The sequence below is a fragment of the Vibrio sp. Isolate24 genome, from assembly GCF_022398215.1.
In the GTDB taxonomy this organism is placed as follows: Bacteria; Pseudomonadota; Gammaproteobacteria; order Enterobacterales; family Vibrionaceae; genus Vibrio; species Vibrio coralliilyticus_A.
Window position 1 is genome coordinate 12,213 of the sequence record NZ_JAKEUU010000002.1, and the last position, 18,014, is coordinate 30,226.

The window sequence follows — 18,014 nt, forward strand, 5'->3', positions numbered from 1 at the left end:
TTTTTTATGTTTGTTGTTTTGCTTTGGGCTCGATTAGAGAACCATTGCCGCAATCCAACCAAACACAATCAATGGGATGTTGTAGTGCACGAAAGTCGGGACTACAGTTTCCCAAATGTGTTCATGTTGACCATCGGCATTGAGACCAGAAGTAGGGCCAAGTGTTGAATCAGAAGCTGGAGAACCCGCATCACCCAAGGCGGCAGCAGTACCAACTAGAGCGATCGTTGCCATTGGCGAGAAACCGAATGCGGCTGCCAGTGGAACATAAATAGTCGCTATGATTGGGATGGTCGAGAACGAAGAACCGATACCCATTGTGACTAACAGGCCAACGATGAGCATCAATAATGCCGCAAGCGGTTTGTTATCGCCAATGCTGGTAGACAAAGCTTCAACCAAAGATTCGACACCACCAGTCTGCTTCATTACGGCAGCGAAGCCTGCTGCAGCGATCATGATGAAACCAATCATCGCCATCATATGCACACCTTTGGTAAACACATCATGGGTTTCTTTCCATGCGATCACACCGCCAAAAGTGAAGACCATAAAGCCTGCGAGCGCACCAATGATCATTGACCCTGTTGTTAACTGAACAGAAAGAGCAGCCAAGATACCTGCACCTGCGATTAGGATGTTCTTTTTGTTAATAGAAGGCGTGTTTTCTTCAACATGCGTCAGCTCCGTTTCTTTATACTCACGAGGTAGACGGTAGCTAAAGAAAATAGCGGTCAGAAGGCCAAATATCATGCCGGCGGCCGGCAGTAGCATAGCCACTGGAACTTGGCTGGCGACAACGGATTCTAACCCGTTATCGTGGAGGTTTTTTAGCAGGATGTTGTTAAGGAAGATACCGCCAAAACCGACAGGAAGCACCATATAAGGGGTAACGAGGCCGAATGTCAGCACACAGGCAATCATACGACGGTCAAGCTTCAATTTTGCAAAAACGCCTAACAGAGGTGGGATAAGAATAGGGATGAAGGCGATATGTACAGGTACGACGTTTTGCGATGACATGGTCACTAAGATCAGTGCGATTAACACTGCGTACTTAAGACCTGTCGAAGCAGAGCCGTTTTCTTTACCGTGGATACGTTTGATGACGCTATTGGCTAGCAAATCGGTGATACCAGATTTGGAGATAGCAACAGCAAAGGTGCCCAGCATTGCGTAGCTGAGTGCAATCGTTGCGCCTCCACCAAGGCCGCTTTCAAATGCCGCAACTGCATCATTGAGGCTCATGCCTGCAACGAGGCCCCCAACAATTGCACTGAATGTCAGAGCGACGACGACATTCACACGCATCAGGGCGAGAAGCAGCATGATGCATACTGAAATTACAACAGGATTCATAGTTTACTCGTTTGTTGTGTTTGCTTTTTTAGTTATTGTCTTCAATGCTTTCACCAGCAAGTGGCCAGCCACCCAGAGCTTTCCATTTGTTGACGATGCCGCAGAAGAGTTCTGCCGTTTTTTGTGTGTCATAAAGGGCAGAGTGGGCTTCTTTATTGTCAAATTCCATCCCAGCAGCTTTGCACGCTTTAGCTAACACAGTTTGGCCATAAGCCAGTCCGCTTAGTGTAGCAGTGTCAAAGGTAGCAAAGGGGTGGAAAGGGACTCGTTTTAGCTTGCTACGCTCACTGGCGGCCATCACAAAGTTATGATCGAAAGTTGCGTTATGAGCGACGATAATTGCACGGCTGCAATCGGCCGCTTTTTGTTCTTTGCGCACAAGCTTATAAATTTCTTTTAGGGCTTCGGATTCAGGTATTGCACCACGTAGTGGACTGAAAGGATCGCGAATGCCATTAAAATCCAGAGCTTCCTTCTCAAGGTTTGCTCCTTCAAAAGGCTCAACATGAAAATGTATGGTAGAAGCGGGCTGAAGATCGCCATTTTCGTCCATTTTCAGAGTGACGGCACAGATTTCTAACAGTGCATCCGTTTTAGCGTTAAAGCCTGCTGTTTCTACATCAATAACGACAGGGAAATAGCCACGAAATCGTTTTTTGAGCGTCAATGCTTCGTTTTCTACAGTCATGTTGGCCTAGTATTATGTGACAAGGGCAGCATTATTGCAGATTCTCAAGGTAAGACAAACCGGATTGGCGAATTAATAATGCTCAATGCTTATTGATAGGTGTGAAAATATGCTTAGACTTTTTGGCGAGGTTTTTGCATTCCTAAGTGTTGTAGAAGTATTAGCGGCAACTTTGCGCCGTATTGAGTAAGAGAATCCGTACCCCATGAAGAGACTGTTAGCCACTAGCTTAACGTTACTATTTACCTCTATTGCCAGTTCAGTATCGGCAATGGATGTTCGTTATGTTGCTAAGCCTCAGCAATCGCAGTGGCAGATGATTGCAAACACGCCACTGGAGTGTCGAATGGTACATCCGATTCCAAATTATGGTGACGCAGTATTTTCTTCTCATGCCAGCAAAAAAATCAATCTTGATTTCGAATTGAAGATGAAACGTCCAATGGGTAAAACCCGTGATGTTTCGTTGGTATCTATGCCTCCAGTCTGGCGCCCTGGTGACAGCTCGGAGCGTATCACCAATATTCGCTTTTTTCAGCAATTTGATGGTTATGTCGGTGGACAAACAGCGTGGAGTATTCTGACTGAATTGGAGAAAGGGCGCTATCCCACTTTCAGTTATCAGGAATGGCAAAGCCGTGATCAGCGCATAGAAGTGGCATTATCTTCCGTGTTATTTCAGCGTTCCTACAATGCATTTAGCGATTGTATCGCCAACTTATTGCCGTATAGCTTTGAAGACATTGCTTTTACTATTTTGCATTATGACCGTTCAAGTGTGCAGCTGAACAAAGCGTCACAAAAACGTTTGGCGCAGATTGCCGAATACATTCGTCATAACCAAGATATCGATTTAGTTTTGGTGTCGACTTACACTGCCAATGATGAAAGTAAAAGTGCTAGCCAAAACTTATCAGAGCAGCGTGCTGAAGTATTACGTGACTACTTTAAATCTTTAGGTTTACCAGAAGACCGAATTCAGGTTCAAGGCTATGGCCGTCGTCGCCCTGTCGATGACAATTCTTCACCAATAGGCAAAGATAAAAACCGTCGAGTTGTGATATCACTGGGGCGGACGCAGGTTTAATTTAGACGAAACCTTGCAATGAGATTACAGTTAGTGGCGGTGTCTATGTCCTGAACAAGTTTGGCTATTTTGGGGTTTGGGTGTCTTTTCATGAACTCAATCAATGCTTTTTTACAGCAACCCATAGAGTCGACAAAGGCATCACAATGGTGGTTTGGACATTGCGGTACTAGTGTCAGCACCTTTTCGGAAGCAAGTTGAAGATATTTCAGTTCATACTTGGTATCGCCCATCGTGCGCCAAAACGAAGCCATATTATGGCAGGAAATCACTGAAATCATCAGGCGCTCTTCAACGTCGATCTCACTTGAGTCACTAATTCGTTCGCTTAATGTTAACGCTTGTTGGTAGTGAAGAATGCTACGCAGATGATCAGCATCATTCATTGCGATATCAGCCAGTAACGTGTGTTTTTCCCACTCGGCGACGCCCATTGTTTTCTCACTCTCCAAGTTCACAATATCTGGAGATTAAATGATAACCATTATCATGTAAAGTGAAAAATAATAGGGTAACAGAGTGTCACCCTATCGAGTCAGTACTGGAGGTGATCACCCTTCAAGGCCAGCAGATGCTTGTTTGTTTTGGATTAGCTCGAGCATATAGCCGTCAGGGTCTTTGACGAAAGCAATGTGAGTCGTGCCTCCCTTGACAGGGCCCGGTTCGCGAGTCACATTGCCGCCAGCTGCTTTGATCGCATCACAAGTTTGGTAGATGTCTTCGACACCAATCGCGATATGGCCAAACGCACTGCCCAGATCGTACTCTGTGGTACCCCAGTTGTAAGTCAGTTCAATGACTGCCCCTTGAGATTCATCACCGTAACCCAAGAAAGCGAGAGTGTATTCATACTCTTTATTTTCATTGGTACGCAGCAACTGCATTCCCATTACTTCTGTGTAAAACTTGATCGACTTTTCTAAATCACCCACTCGTAGCATGGTGTGTAAAATACGCCCGTTTGACATTGCTTTGCTCTCCTAGTTTTCTGGGTAAACTTTCTCTTTAAACTCACACAAATCTTCAATGATACAGCTACCGCAGCGCGGCTTGCGTGCAACACAGGTGTAGCGCCCATGAAGAATCAACCAATGATGTACATCGAGTTTGAATTCTTTGGGTACGACTTTGAGTAACTTCTCCTCCACCTGATCGACATTCTTGCCCATCGCGAACTTAGTGCGATTAGAGACACGGAAGATATGCGTGTCTACAGCAATAGTTGGCCAGCCGAAAGCGGTATTCAGTACCACATTGGCAGTCTTGCGACCGACGCCAGGTAGAGCTTCCAATGCGGCTCGATCTTCAGGGACTTCGCCATTGTGTTTATCCAGCAGAATACGGCAAGTCTTGATGACGTTTTCCGCTTTTGAGTTAAACAGACCAATGGTCTTTATGTATTCTTTGACGCCATCAACGCCCAAATCGAATATTCCTTGTGGCGTATTCGCAACCGGATAAAGCTTGTCGGTTGCTTTGTTGACACTCACATCTGTTGCCTGAGCGGATAAGAGCACGGCAATTAAGAGTTCGAAAGGGGTACTCCAGTTGAGCTCAGTCTGAGGGTTAGGGTTATTTGCCCTTAGACGTTCCAGTATTTGTACTCGTTTTTCTTTATTCATTTTGAAGCGGCTTTCCAGTGTGTAGACCAGACATTACTGATTCGTGACGCGAGCGCGTTCAATGGTCGGTTTTTCTTGTTTTGGCTGACGAGCTTCTAGCTGTTTATCTATGATGTTTTTCAGTGCGATGAGTAACCCAACGCCAATAAAAGCTCCGGGTGGAAGAAGTGCCAGCAGAAAACTATTATCAAACTGGAATATTTCAATGCGCAGGGCACTTGCCCAGCTGCCAAGCAACAGGTCAGCGCCATCAAATAAGGTACCATTGCCGATCACTTCACGCATCGCACCTAAAACGACCAGAACACTAGTCATTCCGAGGCCCATCCAGAAACCATCCTGAGCCGAGGGTAATAAGGCATTTTTAGAGGCAAAAGCTTCAGCACGACCGATGATAATACAGTTGGTCACGATAAGAGGAATGAAAATGCCCAAAGAGAGATAGAGGCCGTAAGCGTATGCGTTCATCAGCAGTTGAACACAGGTCACCAGAGCGGCAATGATCATCACGAAGACGGGGATACGCACTTCTTTTGGCACATAGTCACGCACTAAAGATACAGTGACGTTGGACCCTACTAATACCAGCAAAGTGGCGATACCCAAACCTAAAGCATTGGTTACGGTTGAAGAGACTGCCAACAATGGACAGAGGCCTAGTAGCTGAACCAGGGCGGGGTTGTTGTCCCACATACCATTTTTAATCAGTGTTTTGTGTTCACTCATTGTTGCCTCCACAATTAAGTGGTTGGTTCTGGATTTGTGCGCGATTGTCGTTTACAAATTGTACGGTATTTTTGACCGCTTTGACGACTGCTCTTGGGGTAATTGTCGCACCAGTAAATTGATCGAATTGGCCACCATCTTTGCGCACCTTCCAGTCAGCTTCATTTTCAGGTGTGAGTTTTTTACCAGCAAAACTCAGAATCCAATCAGTGACACGCAAGTCGATTTTATCGCCTAACCCCGGCGTTTCCTGATGAGCCAGTACCCGTGAACCTAGCACTGTACCGTCTTGTTTAATACCGACGATAATTTTGATCGCTCCGTTATAACCGTCCGGCGCAATGGCCTCGATTGCCAATGCGGTGGGTTCGTCATTCTTACTCGCCATATAAACAGGCATTGGAGCATCCGTACCAAGTGCAGGATCTGTGACCATGGTGCAGGACTTATACAAGCTGTTGTCATGCATTTGTTGTGGAATCACTTGATTGAGCACAGACAACAACTGGGCTTGCTCTTGTTGACTGATCTGCTCTTTAGTTAAGTAGTGAGTGAGTGCGACGACACCTGTTGAAGCACAGGCGAAAATCGCGAGTATTACACCGTTCTTGCGAATCGCGTTTAACATATTGCTCCTTAGTGCCCGTACGTTCTAGGTTTGGTGTAGTAATCGATCAAAGGCACACACATGTTACCAAGCAGCACAGCGAAAGCGACGCCATCAGGGAAACCGCCCCAACTACGGATGATGAAAACCATTGCGCCAATAAAAGCTCCGAAAATCAGCCTACCTTTCACCGTGGTGGATGCAGAGACAGGATCGGTGGCAATAAAAAAGGCACCCAGCATGGTAGCACCTGATAGCAAGTGGAGCAGTGGGGATGCTGTCTCTGCTGGAGTTACGATAGCAAATAGGCCGCTCATTACTGTCAAACCGACAAGGAAGCTAACAGGGATGTGCCAGTTAATGACTTTCAATTTTATCAGTACCAGTCCACCTGCGAGATAAGCCAGATTAACCCATTCCCAACCAATACCAGCTAAACCACTGAACTGAGGCTGGCGGAGAACTTCCGCAGCAGTGTTACCTGTACGTAATGCCGTTTTGAACGCGTCTAGTGGTGTGGCCATGGTGACGCCATCAACACCTGTTCGAATCTGCTGGAGTGATAGGCCATCAAGGTTAAATCCTGCAAAAATCAGCGAAAAAGCATCACCGAAAGATACGGCTGTCGGTTGAAGTTCCATCGGTGAAATCCAACTGGTCATCTGTACTGGGAAAGAGGTCAAGAGTACAACGTAAGCGACCATTGCTGGGTTAAACAGGTTCTGCCCAATACCGCCATAGAGGTGTTTAGCAATCAAAATAGCGAAAATTAAGCCAATAGTAATTAGCCACCAAGGGGATAGAGGAGGGATAGCCACAGCAAGCAGCCAAGCCGTAACAATTGCGCTATTATCCCGTAAAGCGGACATAGGATGACGCTTGCGAGCCAACATGACACCAGCTTCAAGCAAAAGCCCAAGAATGATGGCAAAGCCAAGTTGAATTAACGTTCCCCAACCAAAAAAGTAAGTTTGAGCAAATAATCCGGGTAAAGCACATAGTGCCACCCATTTCATTAAGTTGGGTGTGCTCCTGCGACTATGAGCGTGGGGTGAGCTGGCAATGAAAAAGGCCACTACTCGTTCTCCTCAAATTTATTGTTCTGTTCGCGTTCAGCCTTGCGTGCTTTGGCGCGTGCGATAGCGGCCGCGACGGCGGCTTTCTTTGGATCCTCTTCGGAAGCTTGAGTGTTTTCCGGTTCAGCGGTGACGGGGTCCGGCTTACCTTCCTGCTGCGCTTTGCGTGCTTTGGCGCGTGCGATAGCGGCCGCGACGGCGGCTTTCTTTGGATCCTCTTCGGAAGCTTGAATGTTTTCCGGTTCAGCGGTGACGGGTTCCGGCTTACCTTCCTGCTGCGCTTTGCGTGCTTTAGCTCGAGCAATAGCAGCAGCCACCGCAGCTTTCTTCGGGTCTTCTGCGGCTGCTTCGGTGTTTTCAGGCTCTGCCGTGACGGGTTCCGGTTTGCCTTCTTGCTGCGCTTTGCGTGCTTTAGCTCGAGCAATAGCGGCTGCCACCGCAGCTTTCTTTGGATCCTCTGCAGCTAATTCTGAGCTTTCTGGCTCGGCAGTGACGGATTCTGACTGACCTTCTTGCTGTGCTTTACGAGCTTTAGCTCGAGCAATAGCAGCAGCCACCGCAGCCTTCTTTGGATCCTCTGCAGCTAATTCTGAGCTTTCTGGCTCGGCAGTGACGGATTCTGACTGACCTTCTTGCTGCGCTTTACGAGCTTTGGCACGAGCAATAGCAGCAGCCACCGCAGCTTTCTTCGGGTCTTCTGCGGCTGCTTGGGTGTTTTCAGGCTCTGCCGTGACGAGTTCCGGTTTGCCTTCTTGCTGCGCTTTGCGTGCTTTAGCTCGAGCAATAGCAGCAGCCACCGCAGCTTTCTTCGGGTCTTCTGCGGCTACTTCGGTGTTTTCAGGCTCTGCGGTGACGGGTTCAGATTTGCCTTCTTGCTGCGCTTTACGTGCTTTGGCACGAGCAATAGCAGCTGCAACCGCATCTTTCTTATCATCGGATGAAGTGGCTGGCGTAGCATCTTGAGTCTTCTGAGCTTTTTTCTCTCTTGCCTGACGTTTGCGTTCTTCACGCAGTTTTGCCATTTCAGAGTTGTCTGGCTCCGTATCACCTGCTTGCATCGCAGCCGCTTGCTTGGCTTTTGCTTTTGCGATGGCGGCAGCTACTACGGGTTTCACTGCAGGTTCATCCGACTTCGATTCAGATTTCTGCGCTTTTACACGCGCAATGGCAGCAGCAATAGCATCATCACCACCGGTTTTCTTCATATCTTTGCGACGATCATCCGCTGCTTTCTTAAATCGATTTTCGCGTTCTGCTTTATCACGCTCAAGTCGCGCTTTTTTCTCTTCAAAGCGGATTTTAGCGCGTTCAGCGGCTTCAGACTCTTCTTTGCGAGTACGTATTTCGGCTTTGGCTTGGCGGTAGTATTGCACCAGTGGGATTTCACTTGGGCAAACAAAGGCACAGGCACCACATTCGATACAATCTTTAAGGTTGAGCTCTTCGCATTTGTCGTATTCCTCAGCTTTCGCGTGCCATTGAAGCTGCTGAGGTAGTAGAGATGCCGGGCAGGCCTCAGCACATTGGCCACAGCGAATACACGCCATTTCGTACTGATCTGGTGAGATTTCTCTACGAGTTGGGGCGAGAATACAGTTAGCCGTTTTGGTTATAGGCACGTTGGCATGCGGAAGCGTAAAGCCCATCATAGGGCCGCCCATGATTAGGCGCGGCAGTTTTTTATCGGCTTTGTAGCCAAATTCATCAAGCAGCGATTGTACAGGGGTCCCGATCAATGCTTTGACATTACGTGGTTGCTTAAACGTGTTCCCCGTCAGGGTAACAATACGCTCTATCAGCGGTTCGCCGTCACACACAGCACGCTTGATGGCCTGCAGTGAACCGACATTTTGCACTAGTAGACCAATATCAGCCGGAATGTTATTCGCCGGTACTTCTTTGTTAGTCAGAATTTTTATCAGTTGCTTCTCACCACCTGATGGGTATTTAGTGGGAATGACGCGAATGATGATGTCTTTGTGCTGTGCGGCTTGTTCTAACGCTTTGATGGCTTGAGGTTTGTTATCCTCAATGCCGATAATAGTCAGCTTAGGCTTTAAGATATGTTCAACAATCTCGATGCCCTTGATGATTTCATCAGCATTTTCTTGCATCAACATGTCATCAGCGGTGATGTAAGGTTCACACTCGGCCGCATTAACAATCAGGATTTCTGTACGAGCGAGTCCTGCTTGGATCTTCTTTGCGGTTGGAAAGCCAGCACCGCCCATACCGGATACGCCAGCTTGACGAATAGTCTCAATCAATTCGTCCGGTGTGGATTGGGTAAAGTCGTTCTGGGTTTTACGTTCAATCCAGCGATCTTCGCCATCTGGAGAAATGACGATACAAGTTTCAGCTAGACCGGATGGATGCGCGGTGGTGCGAGGTTCAATCGCGGTGATTTTACCTGATGTTGGTGCATGAACCGGTAGCATGAAGCTAGTATCGTACTTGGTCAGCGGCTGACCTTTGAGTACCTGCTCGCCAACTTCTACGGTGATCGAGCCCGGTTTACCAATGTGCTGCTTTACGGGCAGAACGATTTCTTGTGGAATACTTGCCCTAGCAACCTGACTCTTGGTGGATTGTTTTTTGTTTTCCGCTGGGTGGACGCCCCCAGGAAAATCCCAAAGTGCGCCTGACTTAATTTGTTCGATGAGTGACAGCATACCAGTCCTTAATTCACGCCATTCTGCGGCTTGGCAGAATCGGTAATATCAACAACAGGAATGGCGTCCAGTTGCCACTTCCAGCTCGCTGTAGTGGTTTCTACAGGAATCATTTCAATACAGTCCGTTGGGCAAGGTGCGACACACAGGTCACAACCGGTGCATTCGTCTTTGATCACCGTATGAAGGGCTTTTGTACCGCCAACTATCGCATCAACCGGACAAGCCTGAATACACTTAGTGCAGCCAATGCACATGTCCTCATGAATAAATGCGACGGTTTTGACGTTATTGTCCAGATCGTGAGCCGAATCTGTTGCTTCAACGCCCATAAGGTCAGCCAGCTTTTCGATGGTGGCCTGACCGCCCGGGGGACATTTGTTGATCTCGTCGCCATTGGCAATTGCTTCTGCATAAGGGCGACACCCAGGGTAGCCACACTGGCCACACTGAGTCTGAGGTAAAATGTTATCAATCTGGTCAACAATCGGATCCGCTTCCACTTTAAAGCGGATCGAGGCAAAGCCTAATATGGCGCCAAATAGGGCAGCGAGTGCTGCTAGGGCCAATACAGCAATAAGAATCGCGCTCATTACAATTTCACCAGTCCAGTAAAGCCCATGAAGGCTAGCGACATCAGGCCGGCGGTGATCATTGCGATCGATGCCCCTTTGAATGGCGCAGGCACATCTGCCGCTGCGATACGCTCACGCATGGATGCAAAGAGGATTAGCACCAGTGAGAAACCGACCGCTGCACCAAATCCATAAATAATGGATTCGATGAAATTGTGGTTTTCGTTGATATTAAGTAGGGCGACCCCTAGTACTGCACAGTTGGTTGTGATCAGCGGTAGGAAAATCCCTAGCAGACGGTAGAGTGTTGGGCTGGTTTTATGCACCACCATTTCGGTGAACTGAACCACCACGGCGATTACCAAAATAAAGCTCATGGTACGCAAATATTCTAGCCCCAAAGGCTCTAGGATATAGCTTTCAACAAGATATGAGCACACTGAAGCTAAGGTCAGGACAAACGTAGTTGCCAACCCCATTCCGATTGCGGTTTCCAGTTTCTTGGAAACACCCATAAATGGACATAAGCCCAAAAACTTTACCAGTACAAAGTTGTTGACCAGCACTGTGCCGACCAGCAACAAAAGATATTCGGTCATAATTATATATTTAAGAGAATCCGATCCCGATATTATCCTGCTTTGCTGAGTCAATAACAACCAAGTAAAGCTAGGGTTTTGTATTGTTGAATGAAAATTATACGGGATATTCTCGATCTCGGAGTAAATTCGTGCTTAAACCTGTAAAAACCGTCATAAAGTAGGGGGATTTTTAGAGCTCTTGGGTATTAAGGTTAGCCTGTTAATAGCTTGAGAGAATAAAAAAAGCAGACGGATTTAATAAACTGTCAGATGAAGCTCTGAGTATTTACAAAGTGATGAGTGGTGGCAGAGGAGAAAGATCGATAAGCGGTGATTGGCTTAACTCTCCAAATAAAAACAGTGAATTAGGCTGCTGGCCTAATAGTTTTTCTAGCGGAATCAAGCTGCGCAGGGCATAAAATCGATGTACATATTGCGTTGTTTCCAAAGGAAGAGCGAGTGTTGAGAATTGTCTGCTGCCAGCTTGTTTTATAGCCCTGGATACTCGGCCTTCGCCCGCATTGTAGGCCGCAAGGGTGAGTGCCAAATCATCAAACTTATTGTGCAAAAACGCCAAATATTCAATAGCTGCCTTCGTACTGGTTTGAATGTCAAATCGTTGATCTTGGCTGGCATCAACTTTAAGGCCGAAGCGTTGTGCCGTGGCTGGCATAAGTTGCCATAACCCTGCTGCATTGGCATGAGAGACAGCTTTAGGATCATAGGAGGACTCAAGCATGGGCAGCAATATGAGTTGTAGTGGCAAAGAGTGTGATGACAACTGCTGAGCGATATCCTGTATTAGAGGTCGATTAACCGTTAAACGTCGCTCGATGTGTTTTTTATAGGGAGTCAGAATTGCCAATTCTTGCTCAAATTCAGTAGGTAAAGGTGAGGCCTTGAGAGGGTATACAGTACAAAGATAAACCGACAAGAGCTTGCCCAATGCCCCTTTCCAACCACTGCGAACATTGATCATCTCAACGATGGCTGCTCTTCATAGGTATCTTGGCTTGGCTGAGTGATATGGGACATCAGCTCATGGAAGCTGGCAGAGCTTTGACCATTCTCTTGATTGAGAGCATGACAGTGTTTCACCAGAGATTCTAGCTCACGCCATTGTGCATGAACTTTATTTGATAACGACGGCGGTAATACAGAAAAAAGTTTGCTAATACCGGCTTGATCGCTAGTCAGCCGTAAAGCTTTCATGGCCTGGCTACGTTCACTGGCATGTTGATCAAGCTTTTTAAGCAATGGTTTTTGCTCGGCAAGATTTTGATTGAGCTTCGCTGCATCAAAAGACAGATACAGCGATTTTTGCTCTTGCAACAGTGTCGCTAATTGGCGATACGACTTGATGTCATCGCCTATTGAGGTGAGAAAACGCTGAATCACGCGAGAGGTTTCAGATGCCATATTGAACTCCAGCCTGCGTTACTCGTGACCAGTATGGAATTGAAGCACTGCTTGAGATAGCGCTTTGGTATCCAGTGCTAACTCGCCTTTTACCAGTGCATTACGGACTGATTCCACCTTTTCCATATCTACGTTAGGCAGTGATTGCATTTCTGCCTGTGCTTTGTCGATTGCAGCAGTATTGGTGTTGACCATAGCTTCTGAAATCGGTTGAGCAGTCGAAGATTGTGCGGGTTTCTTAGAAGCTTGGTTTAGGCTGGTTTGAGGTACGTGGCCGCCTGCAACTTTGTCGATTTTCATCAATGGGTTCCTTAGTCATCGTGGTTACAGGTTAAGTGCGACCATGATGCGCGAAACATTAAGTCAAAGTAATCACTTTTTTATATCTACCTGAAATGATTATCTCTTTACGAGTCATAAACAGCGAAAATGATAACCGGAGTCCAAAAATCAGAATTGGGTCTGTACCTGATTCAGTCCAGTAACCACAGCCTTAATGACTTTTCCTGAAGAACTGTTCTGTACATCAATTTGTTCACCACGCGTTCCTTGCTCAAGGGCGACACCTTTGGTGGATGCAGTAAATCCGTCTTTGGAGGCGGTTATCACCACTTGATTACCTTTCGCGACCAAAGGCGTGGACGCTAATTTTCTTGGATCTAATATCTGGCCTGAGCGTATGCGCCTAGAGGCAACCATGCCGGAGACTTGAGAGAGCTGGGTAAAGAAATCTTGCTCCCGACTCAGGGTTCTCTTTTCAAGCTTAAGGTTCATGGGTGAAATCGCTTGGTCTCGATTGATGCCTGTTTTGGTCACGACCATCTTGAGAGTCAGTGCTGATTTGATGGTGACATTGATTCGCCATTCCACGGAAGGTACATCGCAGCTAACAGACCGTTTTAGGTTACCGACAGGGAGTGTTTTGTTATCGATACCAGCAATACTTAGTGGTTTTGGGCACATAGGCAGGTGCTTGGCAGCATCAGGGACGCGAAGATCATAATCGAGTTGATAGTCTCCCCAGTTTCTGCTGTTGGCTTGAGCTTGGACCTGCTGTTTAAAGTTAGTTTCAACGGCCTGAATAATAGCCTGCTTGGCACTGGTATTTTCACGGCTTAATACGCCTTGGCTGGATATCATGGCACTGATCAATGCTGCCCAATATAGAGGGGAAAGAATTCGGTTCCTCTGGCTTTTTAATACTTCCGTAATGCGGAAATGACATTTCCTTTCTTTTTTGTAAATCATTGATTTTGTTTTGTTATTTTTGTGGCATGCATCTTGTCTTATTCATCCTTATTCGAGTCGACTTTAAAGGAAAGAGACATGGCAATTTCATTTGAAAGTGCGTTAGGTATTCACCCTGATGCGCTGAATTTTCGGGTTCAGCGTACCAAAGTCCTTGCCAGTAACCTAGCAAATGTTGATACCCCGGGTTACTTGGCGAAGGACCTGAGTTTTACCACGGTAATGAATCAGTTATCTCCTCATGGAGTGAACAACTCCGTGCCGAAACTGCAGGTCTCTTCTATGTACTCGATCCCTTATCAAAACAGCAAAGACGGCAATACGGTCGAGCTGGGGGTTGAACAAGGCAAATTCACACAAAACAACATGGACTTTCAGACCAGCCTGACCTTCTTGAATATGAAGTTTCAAGGACTGGCGAAAGTGATAGAGGGACGATAATCATGTCATTTACCGATATTTACTCGATTGCTGGCTCAGCAATGAATGCTCAGACAGTACGTTTAAACACGGTGGCGAGTAACCTTGCTAACGCAGATGCCGTCTCTGCCAATCCAGATGACGCCTACAAGGCGCTAAAACCTGTGTTCGCCACGGTGTACAGCAAAACTCAGTTGTCAGCGAGTAAAGAAAGTTACCCAAATGCTGAGGTGAGAATTGTTGATGTTGTCCAAAGTGCAGCTCAGGCGGAAAAACGCTTTGAGCCGAGTAACCCGCTGGCTAACGATGAGGGGTATGTTTACTACCCAGATATTGATGTGGTGTCTGAGATGGCAGATATGATGTCAGCCACCCGTAGCTTCGAGACCAATGTTGAAGTGCTGAGCAATGTAAAAAGTATGCAGCAAGGCCTGCTTAGACTAGGGCAGGGCAGCTAATGAGCATCGCTTCTTACAACGCTTTATCTTCTGATACACCAGTTGCTTCAGGGACAAATGCATCATCGGTGACAGGCAATCCACAGGATGCCAATAGTGCCACGTCGCTGGAAAACGAATTCATCAGCTTGATGGTCGCGCAGATCCAAAACCAGGATCCTCTCAACCCACTTGATGGCACTGAGTATGTCAGTCAATTGGCACAGTTCTCTCAGGTACAAAGTACAGAGAACATGGCTTCAATGATGCAAAACAGCATGGTTTTGCTCGATAACATGCAAGTTCTGTCTACGGCAGGGCTGGTAGGTCAGACGGTTTATGTGTCTGGCAATGAATTCGAAATGGGTGACGCGGTTCAAGGCGGAAAAATTGAACTTCAACATCCTTCAAGCCAAGTCAATTTGGTTGTCACAGATGAGTTTGGTCAATCGCGTAAAGTGCCTTTAGGCGCTCATCCCGCGGGAGATGTTGAATTCAGTATCAATCCTGAAGAGCTTGAGCTTAAACCTGGCAAGTACAAGGTATCGGTTCAGGTGCAGGAGGGGCAATCAGCTCCAAACATTCTTTTAGCCGGTCAGGTTGAGCAAGTTCGTATTCCAAGCTCAGGCGGCGCAGCGTTCGTCAATATCGCAGGTGTTGGCAGCGTACCTTTCTATCAAATCACTCAGTTTGGTGCTTAACCAATAAGGAATAAAGAGGTTTAGTTATGAGTTTTAATATTGCCCTAAGTGGCCTTGATGCGACTAACCAAGAGCTGAATACCATCAGCCACAATATTGCCAACGCATCGACTTACGGATTCAAGGGGGCACGTACTGAGTTTGCAGCTGTTTACAACGGTATGCAGCCAGGTGGCGTGGAAGTCGCTTCTATCTCCCAAAACTTTGATAAAAATGGTTCGGTGAGTGGAACGGGCCGAGCAATGGATCTTGCCATCAATGGTAACGGCTTCTTTGTGACCAAAGATAGTGCAGGACAATTGCTTTACACCCGCTCAGGGGTATTTGGTACAGATAAAGACAATTACGTTATTGGCAACACGGGCGCTAAATTGCAAGGCTACAGCGTTGATGGAAACAACAACCTGCTTACGGGAGCCTCGGGCGATATTAAGATCTCGACGTCTTCATTGGCGGCTAAAGCGACTGACAAGATGGCGTTCATCGCCAACCTAGATGCAACCAATTCGATTGTTGACCAGACGGTGAACCCGTTTGACCCTAACAACACTGATTCATTCAACTCCTCTTACACGACAAAAGTTTACGACTCTCAAGGTAAGCCGCATACCGTTACCCAGTATTTCACCAAAACGGCGGATAACGCGTGGGAAGTGAATGTGCAGGTTGATAGCGGGGCAACGGCAGTGTCAACCGTTGCAATGACGTTCAACCCAGATGGCTCTATTGCGACACCATCAGGCGCTTATAACGTTTCGTTCCCAGCGGCGGGTGCGAACCCAATGAGTATCGATATTGACCTGTCAGGCAGCACTCAATTTGGCACAGGCTTTGGTGTCAGTACTAACAACCCGAATGGTTACACATCGGGTGAACTCGCGGGTGTTCGCGTAGAAGACAACGGCATGGTTTACGCCACATACACTAACGGTCAGTCCCAATTACAGGGTCAAGTTGTGCTGGCGGATTTTGCTAACCCTCAAGGCCTCTCAAAAGTCAGCGGGACAGCCTGGACTCAAAGTTTCAGCTCAGGCGCGCCAGTAATGGGTGTTCCAGGTTCTGGCACTTTGGGTGATCTAACACCGGGAGCGCTAGAAGGTTCAAACGTCGATCTGACAAGCGAGTTGGTCAATCTGATGACAGCACAGCGCAACTATCAGGCGAATGCAAAAACCATTTCGACCAATGACAAACTGACTCAGGCGTTGTTTAACGCAATCTAACGGAGCCTGATATGGACAGTTTGCTATTCACTGCAACATCTGGCGCGAGTCGAGTACTCAAGGCTCAGCATGTTCGTTCAAACAACTTATCCAATGCGGATACCGCTGGTTTTCGTGCTGATATGGAGCGTGTCTCGAGTGTTCAGCTTCAGGGATCAGGTTTTGATGGCCGTACTATGGTGGTGACCAACTCTGCGTCTACTCGTTTTGATGAAGGAGACATCGTTAAAACGGGGCGTGCATTGGATGTTGCCGTTATGGGAGAAGGCTATCTGACCGTTCAGAGGGCTGATGGTCAAGAAGCCTATACCCGCGCAGGTAACATCAAAGTCGACCCGTTCGGCGCTTTATCTATCAATGGTTTCGCGGTTGTCGGTGAAGGTGGCCCTTTGGTTCTTCCAGACTATCAGAAAGTTGAAATCAGCGAACGTGGCCGTATTTCTGTCGTGCCGCCGGGTGGCGGTGCTGAGCTTGAAGTTGGCACGTTGAAACTAGTTAAACCGGAAACCAATCAACTGCAGAAAGAGAGCGATAGCTTGCTTCATAGCGTTGATGGCAACCCATTTGAGGTTGACCAAACTGTGCAGCTGGCGCCAGAGCATATCGAAGGCAGCAACGTATCAGCGATTGATGAGCTGCTGAATGTGATGTCGCTAACACGTAACTTTGAAATGCAGGTGCGGATGATGAAAACCGCAGAGACTTTGGCGCAAGCCGGTAACAAATTAATGTCGTCGCGCTAAGCGTGGCGCAAGGAGTAGAAAATGCACTCAGCATTATGGGTAAGTAAAACGGGCATGGCGGCTCAAGACACTAAAATGACGGCCATCTCTAACAACCTAGCAAACGTTAACACTGTTGGTTTTAAACGCGACCGAGTGGTGTTTGAAGACCTATTTTACAGCATTCAACGCCAGCCGGGAGCGCTGGTGGATCAGGTCAATGAGTTGCCATCAGGCGTTCAGTTGGGTAGCGGTGTGCGAGTGGTAGGCACACAAAAGGTGTTCACTCAAGGCAATACGCAAAACACCAGTCAAGAATTGGATCTTGCTGTGATGGGGCAGGGTTTTTTCCAAATCGAAAACTCCGATGGCCAGATCATGTACACCCGTAATGGCCAGTTTCACGTCAATTCGGAAGGCCTAATGGTCAATAGCCAAGGTCTGCCTTTGGAACCGCAAATCCAGATACCCGAGAACGCATTATCGGTTTCCATTGGTGTGGATGGTACGGTGTCGGCTACCTCAGCTGACAGCACTGCACCGCAAGAACTCGGTCAAATCACCTTAGCGAAATTCATCAACCCAGCCGGCCTTGAAGCAGTGGGCGGAAACTTATTCCGTGAAACGGAAGCCAGTGGTCAGGCGGATGAGCTGATCGCCGGAGAAGACGGTGTGGGCAGTATTAAACAAGGCTCTTTAGAAGGTTCAAACGTTCAAGTCGTGGAGGAAATGGTTGACATGATCACGACTCAGCGTGCTTACGAGATGAACGCCAAAGTCGTTTCGGCTGCGGATGACATGCTGAAGTTTGTCGCTCAGTCGGTGTAACGGTCAAGTAATAAAGGAACAGG

At 47.4% G+C, this 18,014-nt stretch carries 22 protein-coding genes; 7 read left to right on the forward strand and 15 right to left on the reverse strand.

Translation table 11 applies throughout. The features are described from left to right. Window positions 1–33 precede the first annotated feature (33 nt). Window positions 34–1,359, reverse strand: a complete 1,326-nt coding sequence (locus L1D23_RS08285; RefSeq protein ID WP_239865456.1) for a Na+/H+ antiporter family protein — start codon at window positions 1,357–1,359, stop codon at window positions 34–36. Between the two features lie 28 nt (window positions 1,360–1,387). Then, window positions 1,388–2,047, reverse strand: coding sequence for a ribonuclease T (rnt, locus tag L1D23_RS08290; protein ID WP_239865457.1), 660 nt, complete (start codon window positions 2,045–2,047; stop codon window positions 1,388–1,390). Window positions 2,048–2,252: 205 nt separating this feature from the next. On the opposite strand from rnt, the gene L1D23_RS08295 reads away from it, so the two are divergent. After that, on the forward strand, window positions 2,253–3,134 hold the full coding sequence (locus L1D23_RS08295; protein ID WP_239865459.1) for an OmpA family protein: 882 nt from the start codon (window positions 2,253–2,255) through the stop codon (window positions 3,132–3,134). Here the strand turns inward: L1D23_RS08295 and L1D23_RS08300 are convergent. From L1D23_RS08300 to flgA, 13 genes are all read right to left on the reverse strand, one after another. Beyond that, entirely contained in the window at window positions 3,131–3,568 is a 438-nt protein-coding gene (locus tag L1D23_RS08300) for a DUF2753 domain-containing protein (protein ID WP_239865461.1), read from the reverse strand. The two genes, L1D23_RS08295 and L1D23_RS08300, sit on opposite strands and share 4 nt — an antisense overlap. A 117-nt stretch (window positions 3,569–3,685) precedes the next feature. Continuing rightward, the gene (gene gloA, locus L1D23_RS08305; RefSeq protein WP_239838114.1) at window positions 3,686–4,102 is read right to left on the reverse strand and encodes a lactoylglutathione lyase; all 417 of its coding nucleotides are present in this window, start codon (window positions 4,100–4,102) and stop codon (window positions 3,686–3,688) included. Window positions 4,103–4,114: 12 nt separating this feature from the next. Next, entirely contained in the window at window positions 4,115–4,756 is a 642-nt protein-coding gene (gene nth / locus L1D23_RS08310; RefSeq protein ID WP_239865463.1) for an endonuclease III, read from the reverse strand. 33 nt (window positions 4,757–4,789) lie between these two features. Further along, a complete protein-coding gene (locus tag L1D23_RS08315; protein WP_239838116.1) occupies window positions 4,790–5,482 on the reverse strand; it encodes an electron transport complex subunit E in 693 nt (230 codons plus the stop codon). Next, complete coding sequence (gene rsxG / locus L1D23_RS08320) at window positions 5,475–6,110, reverse strand: electron transport complex subunit RsxG (protein WP_239865465.1); 636 nt, start codon at window positions 6,108–6,110, stop codon at window positions 5,475–5,477. Before rsxG ends, L1D23_RS08315 begins: the two co-directional genes overlap by 8 nt. A gap of 8 nt (window positions 6,111–6,118) precedes the next feature. Further along, window positions 6,119–7,165, reverse strand: a complete 1,047-nt coding sequence (gene rsxD / locus L1D23_RS08325; protein WP_239865469.1) for an electron transport complex subunit RsxD — start codon at window positions 7,163–7,165, stop codon at window positions 6,119–6,121. Beyond that, window positions 7,165–9,837 (reverse strand): electron transport complex subunit RsxC, encoded by a 2,673-nt coding sequence (gene rsxC, locus L1D23_RS08330; RefSeq protein ID WP_239865470.1) that lies wholly within the window; start codon window positions 9,835–9,837, stop codon window positions 7,165–7,167. Before rsxC ends, rsxD begins: the two co-directional genes overlap by 1 nt. A gap of 8 nt (window positions 9,838–9,845) precedes the next feature. Next, window positions 9,846–10,430 carry an electron transport complex subunit RsxB gene (rsxB, locus tag L1D23_RS08335; RefSeq protein ID WP_239865472.1) on the reverse strand — a complete coding sequence of 195 codons (585 nt, stop codon included), beginning with the start codon at window positions 10,428–10,430 and terminating at the stop codon, window positions 9,846–9,848. Next, window positions 10,430–11,011: an electron transport complex subunit RsxA gene (gene rsxA / locus L1D23_RS08340; protein ID WP_006963066.1), complete on the reverse strand. Its 582-nt coding sequence runs from the start codon at window positions 11,009–11,011 to the stop codon at window positions 10,430–10,432. The genes rsxB and rsxA overlap by 1 nt, the downstream gene beginning before the upstream one ends. A 268-nt stretch (window positions 11,012–11,279) precedes the next feature. Next, complete coding sequence (locus tag L1D23_RS08345) at window positions 11,280–11,972, reverse strand: lytic transglycosylase domain-containing protein (protein WP_239865474.1); 693 nt, start codon at window positions 11,970–11,972, stop codon at window positions 11,280–11,282. Beyond that, complete coding sequence (locus L1D23_RS08350) at window positions 11,969–12,412, reverse strand: flagellar protein FlgN (RefSeq protein WP_239865476.1); 444 nt, start codon at window positions 12,410–12,412, stop codon at window positions 11,969–11,971. The genes L1D23_RS08345 and L1D23_RS08350 overlap by 4 nt, the downstream gene beginning before the upstream one ends. 18 nt (window positions 12,413–12,430) lie before the next feature. Beyond that, window positions 12,431–12,712 (reverse strand): flagellar biosynthesis anti-sigma factor FlgM, encoded by a 282-nt coding sequence (gene flgM / locus L1D23_RS08355; protein ID WP_239865489.1) that lies wholly within the window; start codon window positions 12,710–12,712, stop codon window positions 12,431–12,433. A 150-nt stretch (window positions 12,713–12,862) separates the two neighbouring features. Further along, on the reverse strand, window positions 12,863–13,660 hold the full coding sequence (flgA, locus tag L1D23_RS08360; RefSeq protein WP_239865490.1) for a flagellar basal body P-ring formation chaperone FlgA: 798 nt from the start codon (window positions 13,658–13,660) through the stop codon (window positions 12,863–12,865). A gap of 78 nt (window positions 13,661–13,738) precedes the next feature. Here flgA and flgB point away from each other — a divergent pair, with 78 nt between their 5' ends. The 6 genes from flgB to flgG are packed head-to-tail and all read left to right on the forward strand — an operon-like array spanning window position 13,739 to window position 17,991. After that, a complete protein-coding gene (gene flgB / locus L1D23_RS08365; RefSeq protein ID WP_239865492.1) occupies window positions 13,739–14,101 on the forward strand; it encodes a flagellar basal body rod protein FlgB in 363 nt (120 codons plus the stop codon). Window positions 14,102–14,103: 2 nt separating this feature from the next. Further along, window positions 14,104–14,538, forward strand: a complete 435-nt coding sequence (gene flgC / locus L1D23_RS08370; protein WP_239838126.1) for a flagellar basal body rod protein FlgC — start codon at window positions 14,104–14,106, stop codon at window positions 14,536–14,538. Further along, a complete protein-coding gene (flgD, locus tag L1D23_RS08375) occupies window positions 14,538–15,218 on the forward strand; it encodes a flagellar hook assembly protein FlgD (RefSeq protein WP_239865494.1) in 681 nt (226 codons plus the stop codon). Before flgC ends, flgD begins: the two co-directional genes overlap by 1 nt. Before the next feature lie 26 nt (window positions 15,219–15,244). Beyond that, a complete protein-coding gene (flgE, locus tag L1D23_RS08380; protein WP_239865496.1) occupies window positions 15,245–16,441 on the forward strand; it encodes a flagellar hook protein FlgE in 1,197 nt (398 codons plus the stop codon). A gap of 11 nt (window positions 16,442–16,452) precedes the next feature. Further along, the gene (locus L1D23_RS08385) at window positions 16,453–17,184 is read left to right on the forward strand and encodes a flagellar basal body rod protein FlgF (RefSeq protein WP_239865498.1); all 732 of its coding nucleotides are present in this window, start codon (window positions 16,453–16,455) and stop codon (window positions 17,182–17,184) included. Between the two features lie 21 nt (window positions 17,185–17,205). Then, entirely contained in the window at window positions 17,206–17,991 is a 786-nt protein-coding gene (gene flgG / locus L1D23_RS08390; protein ID WP_239838130.1) for a flagellar basal-body rod protein FlgG, read from the forward strand. Window positions 17,992–18,014 lie beyond the last annotated feature (23 nt).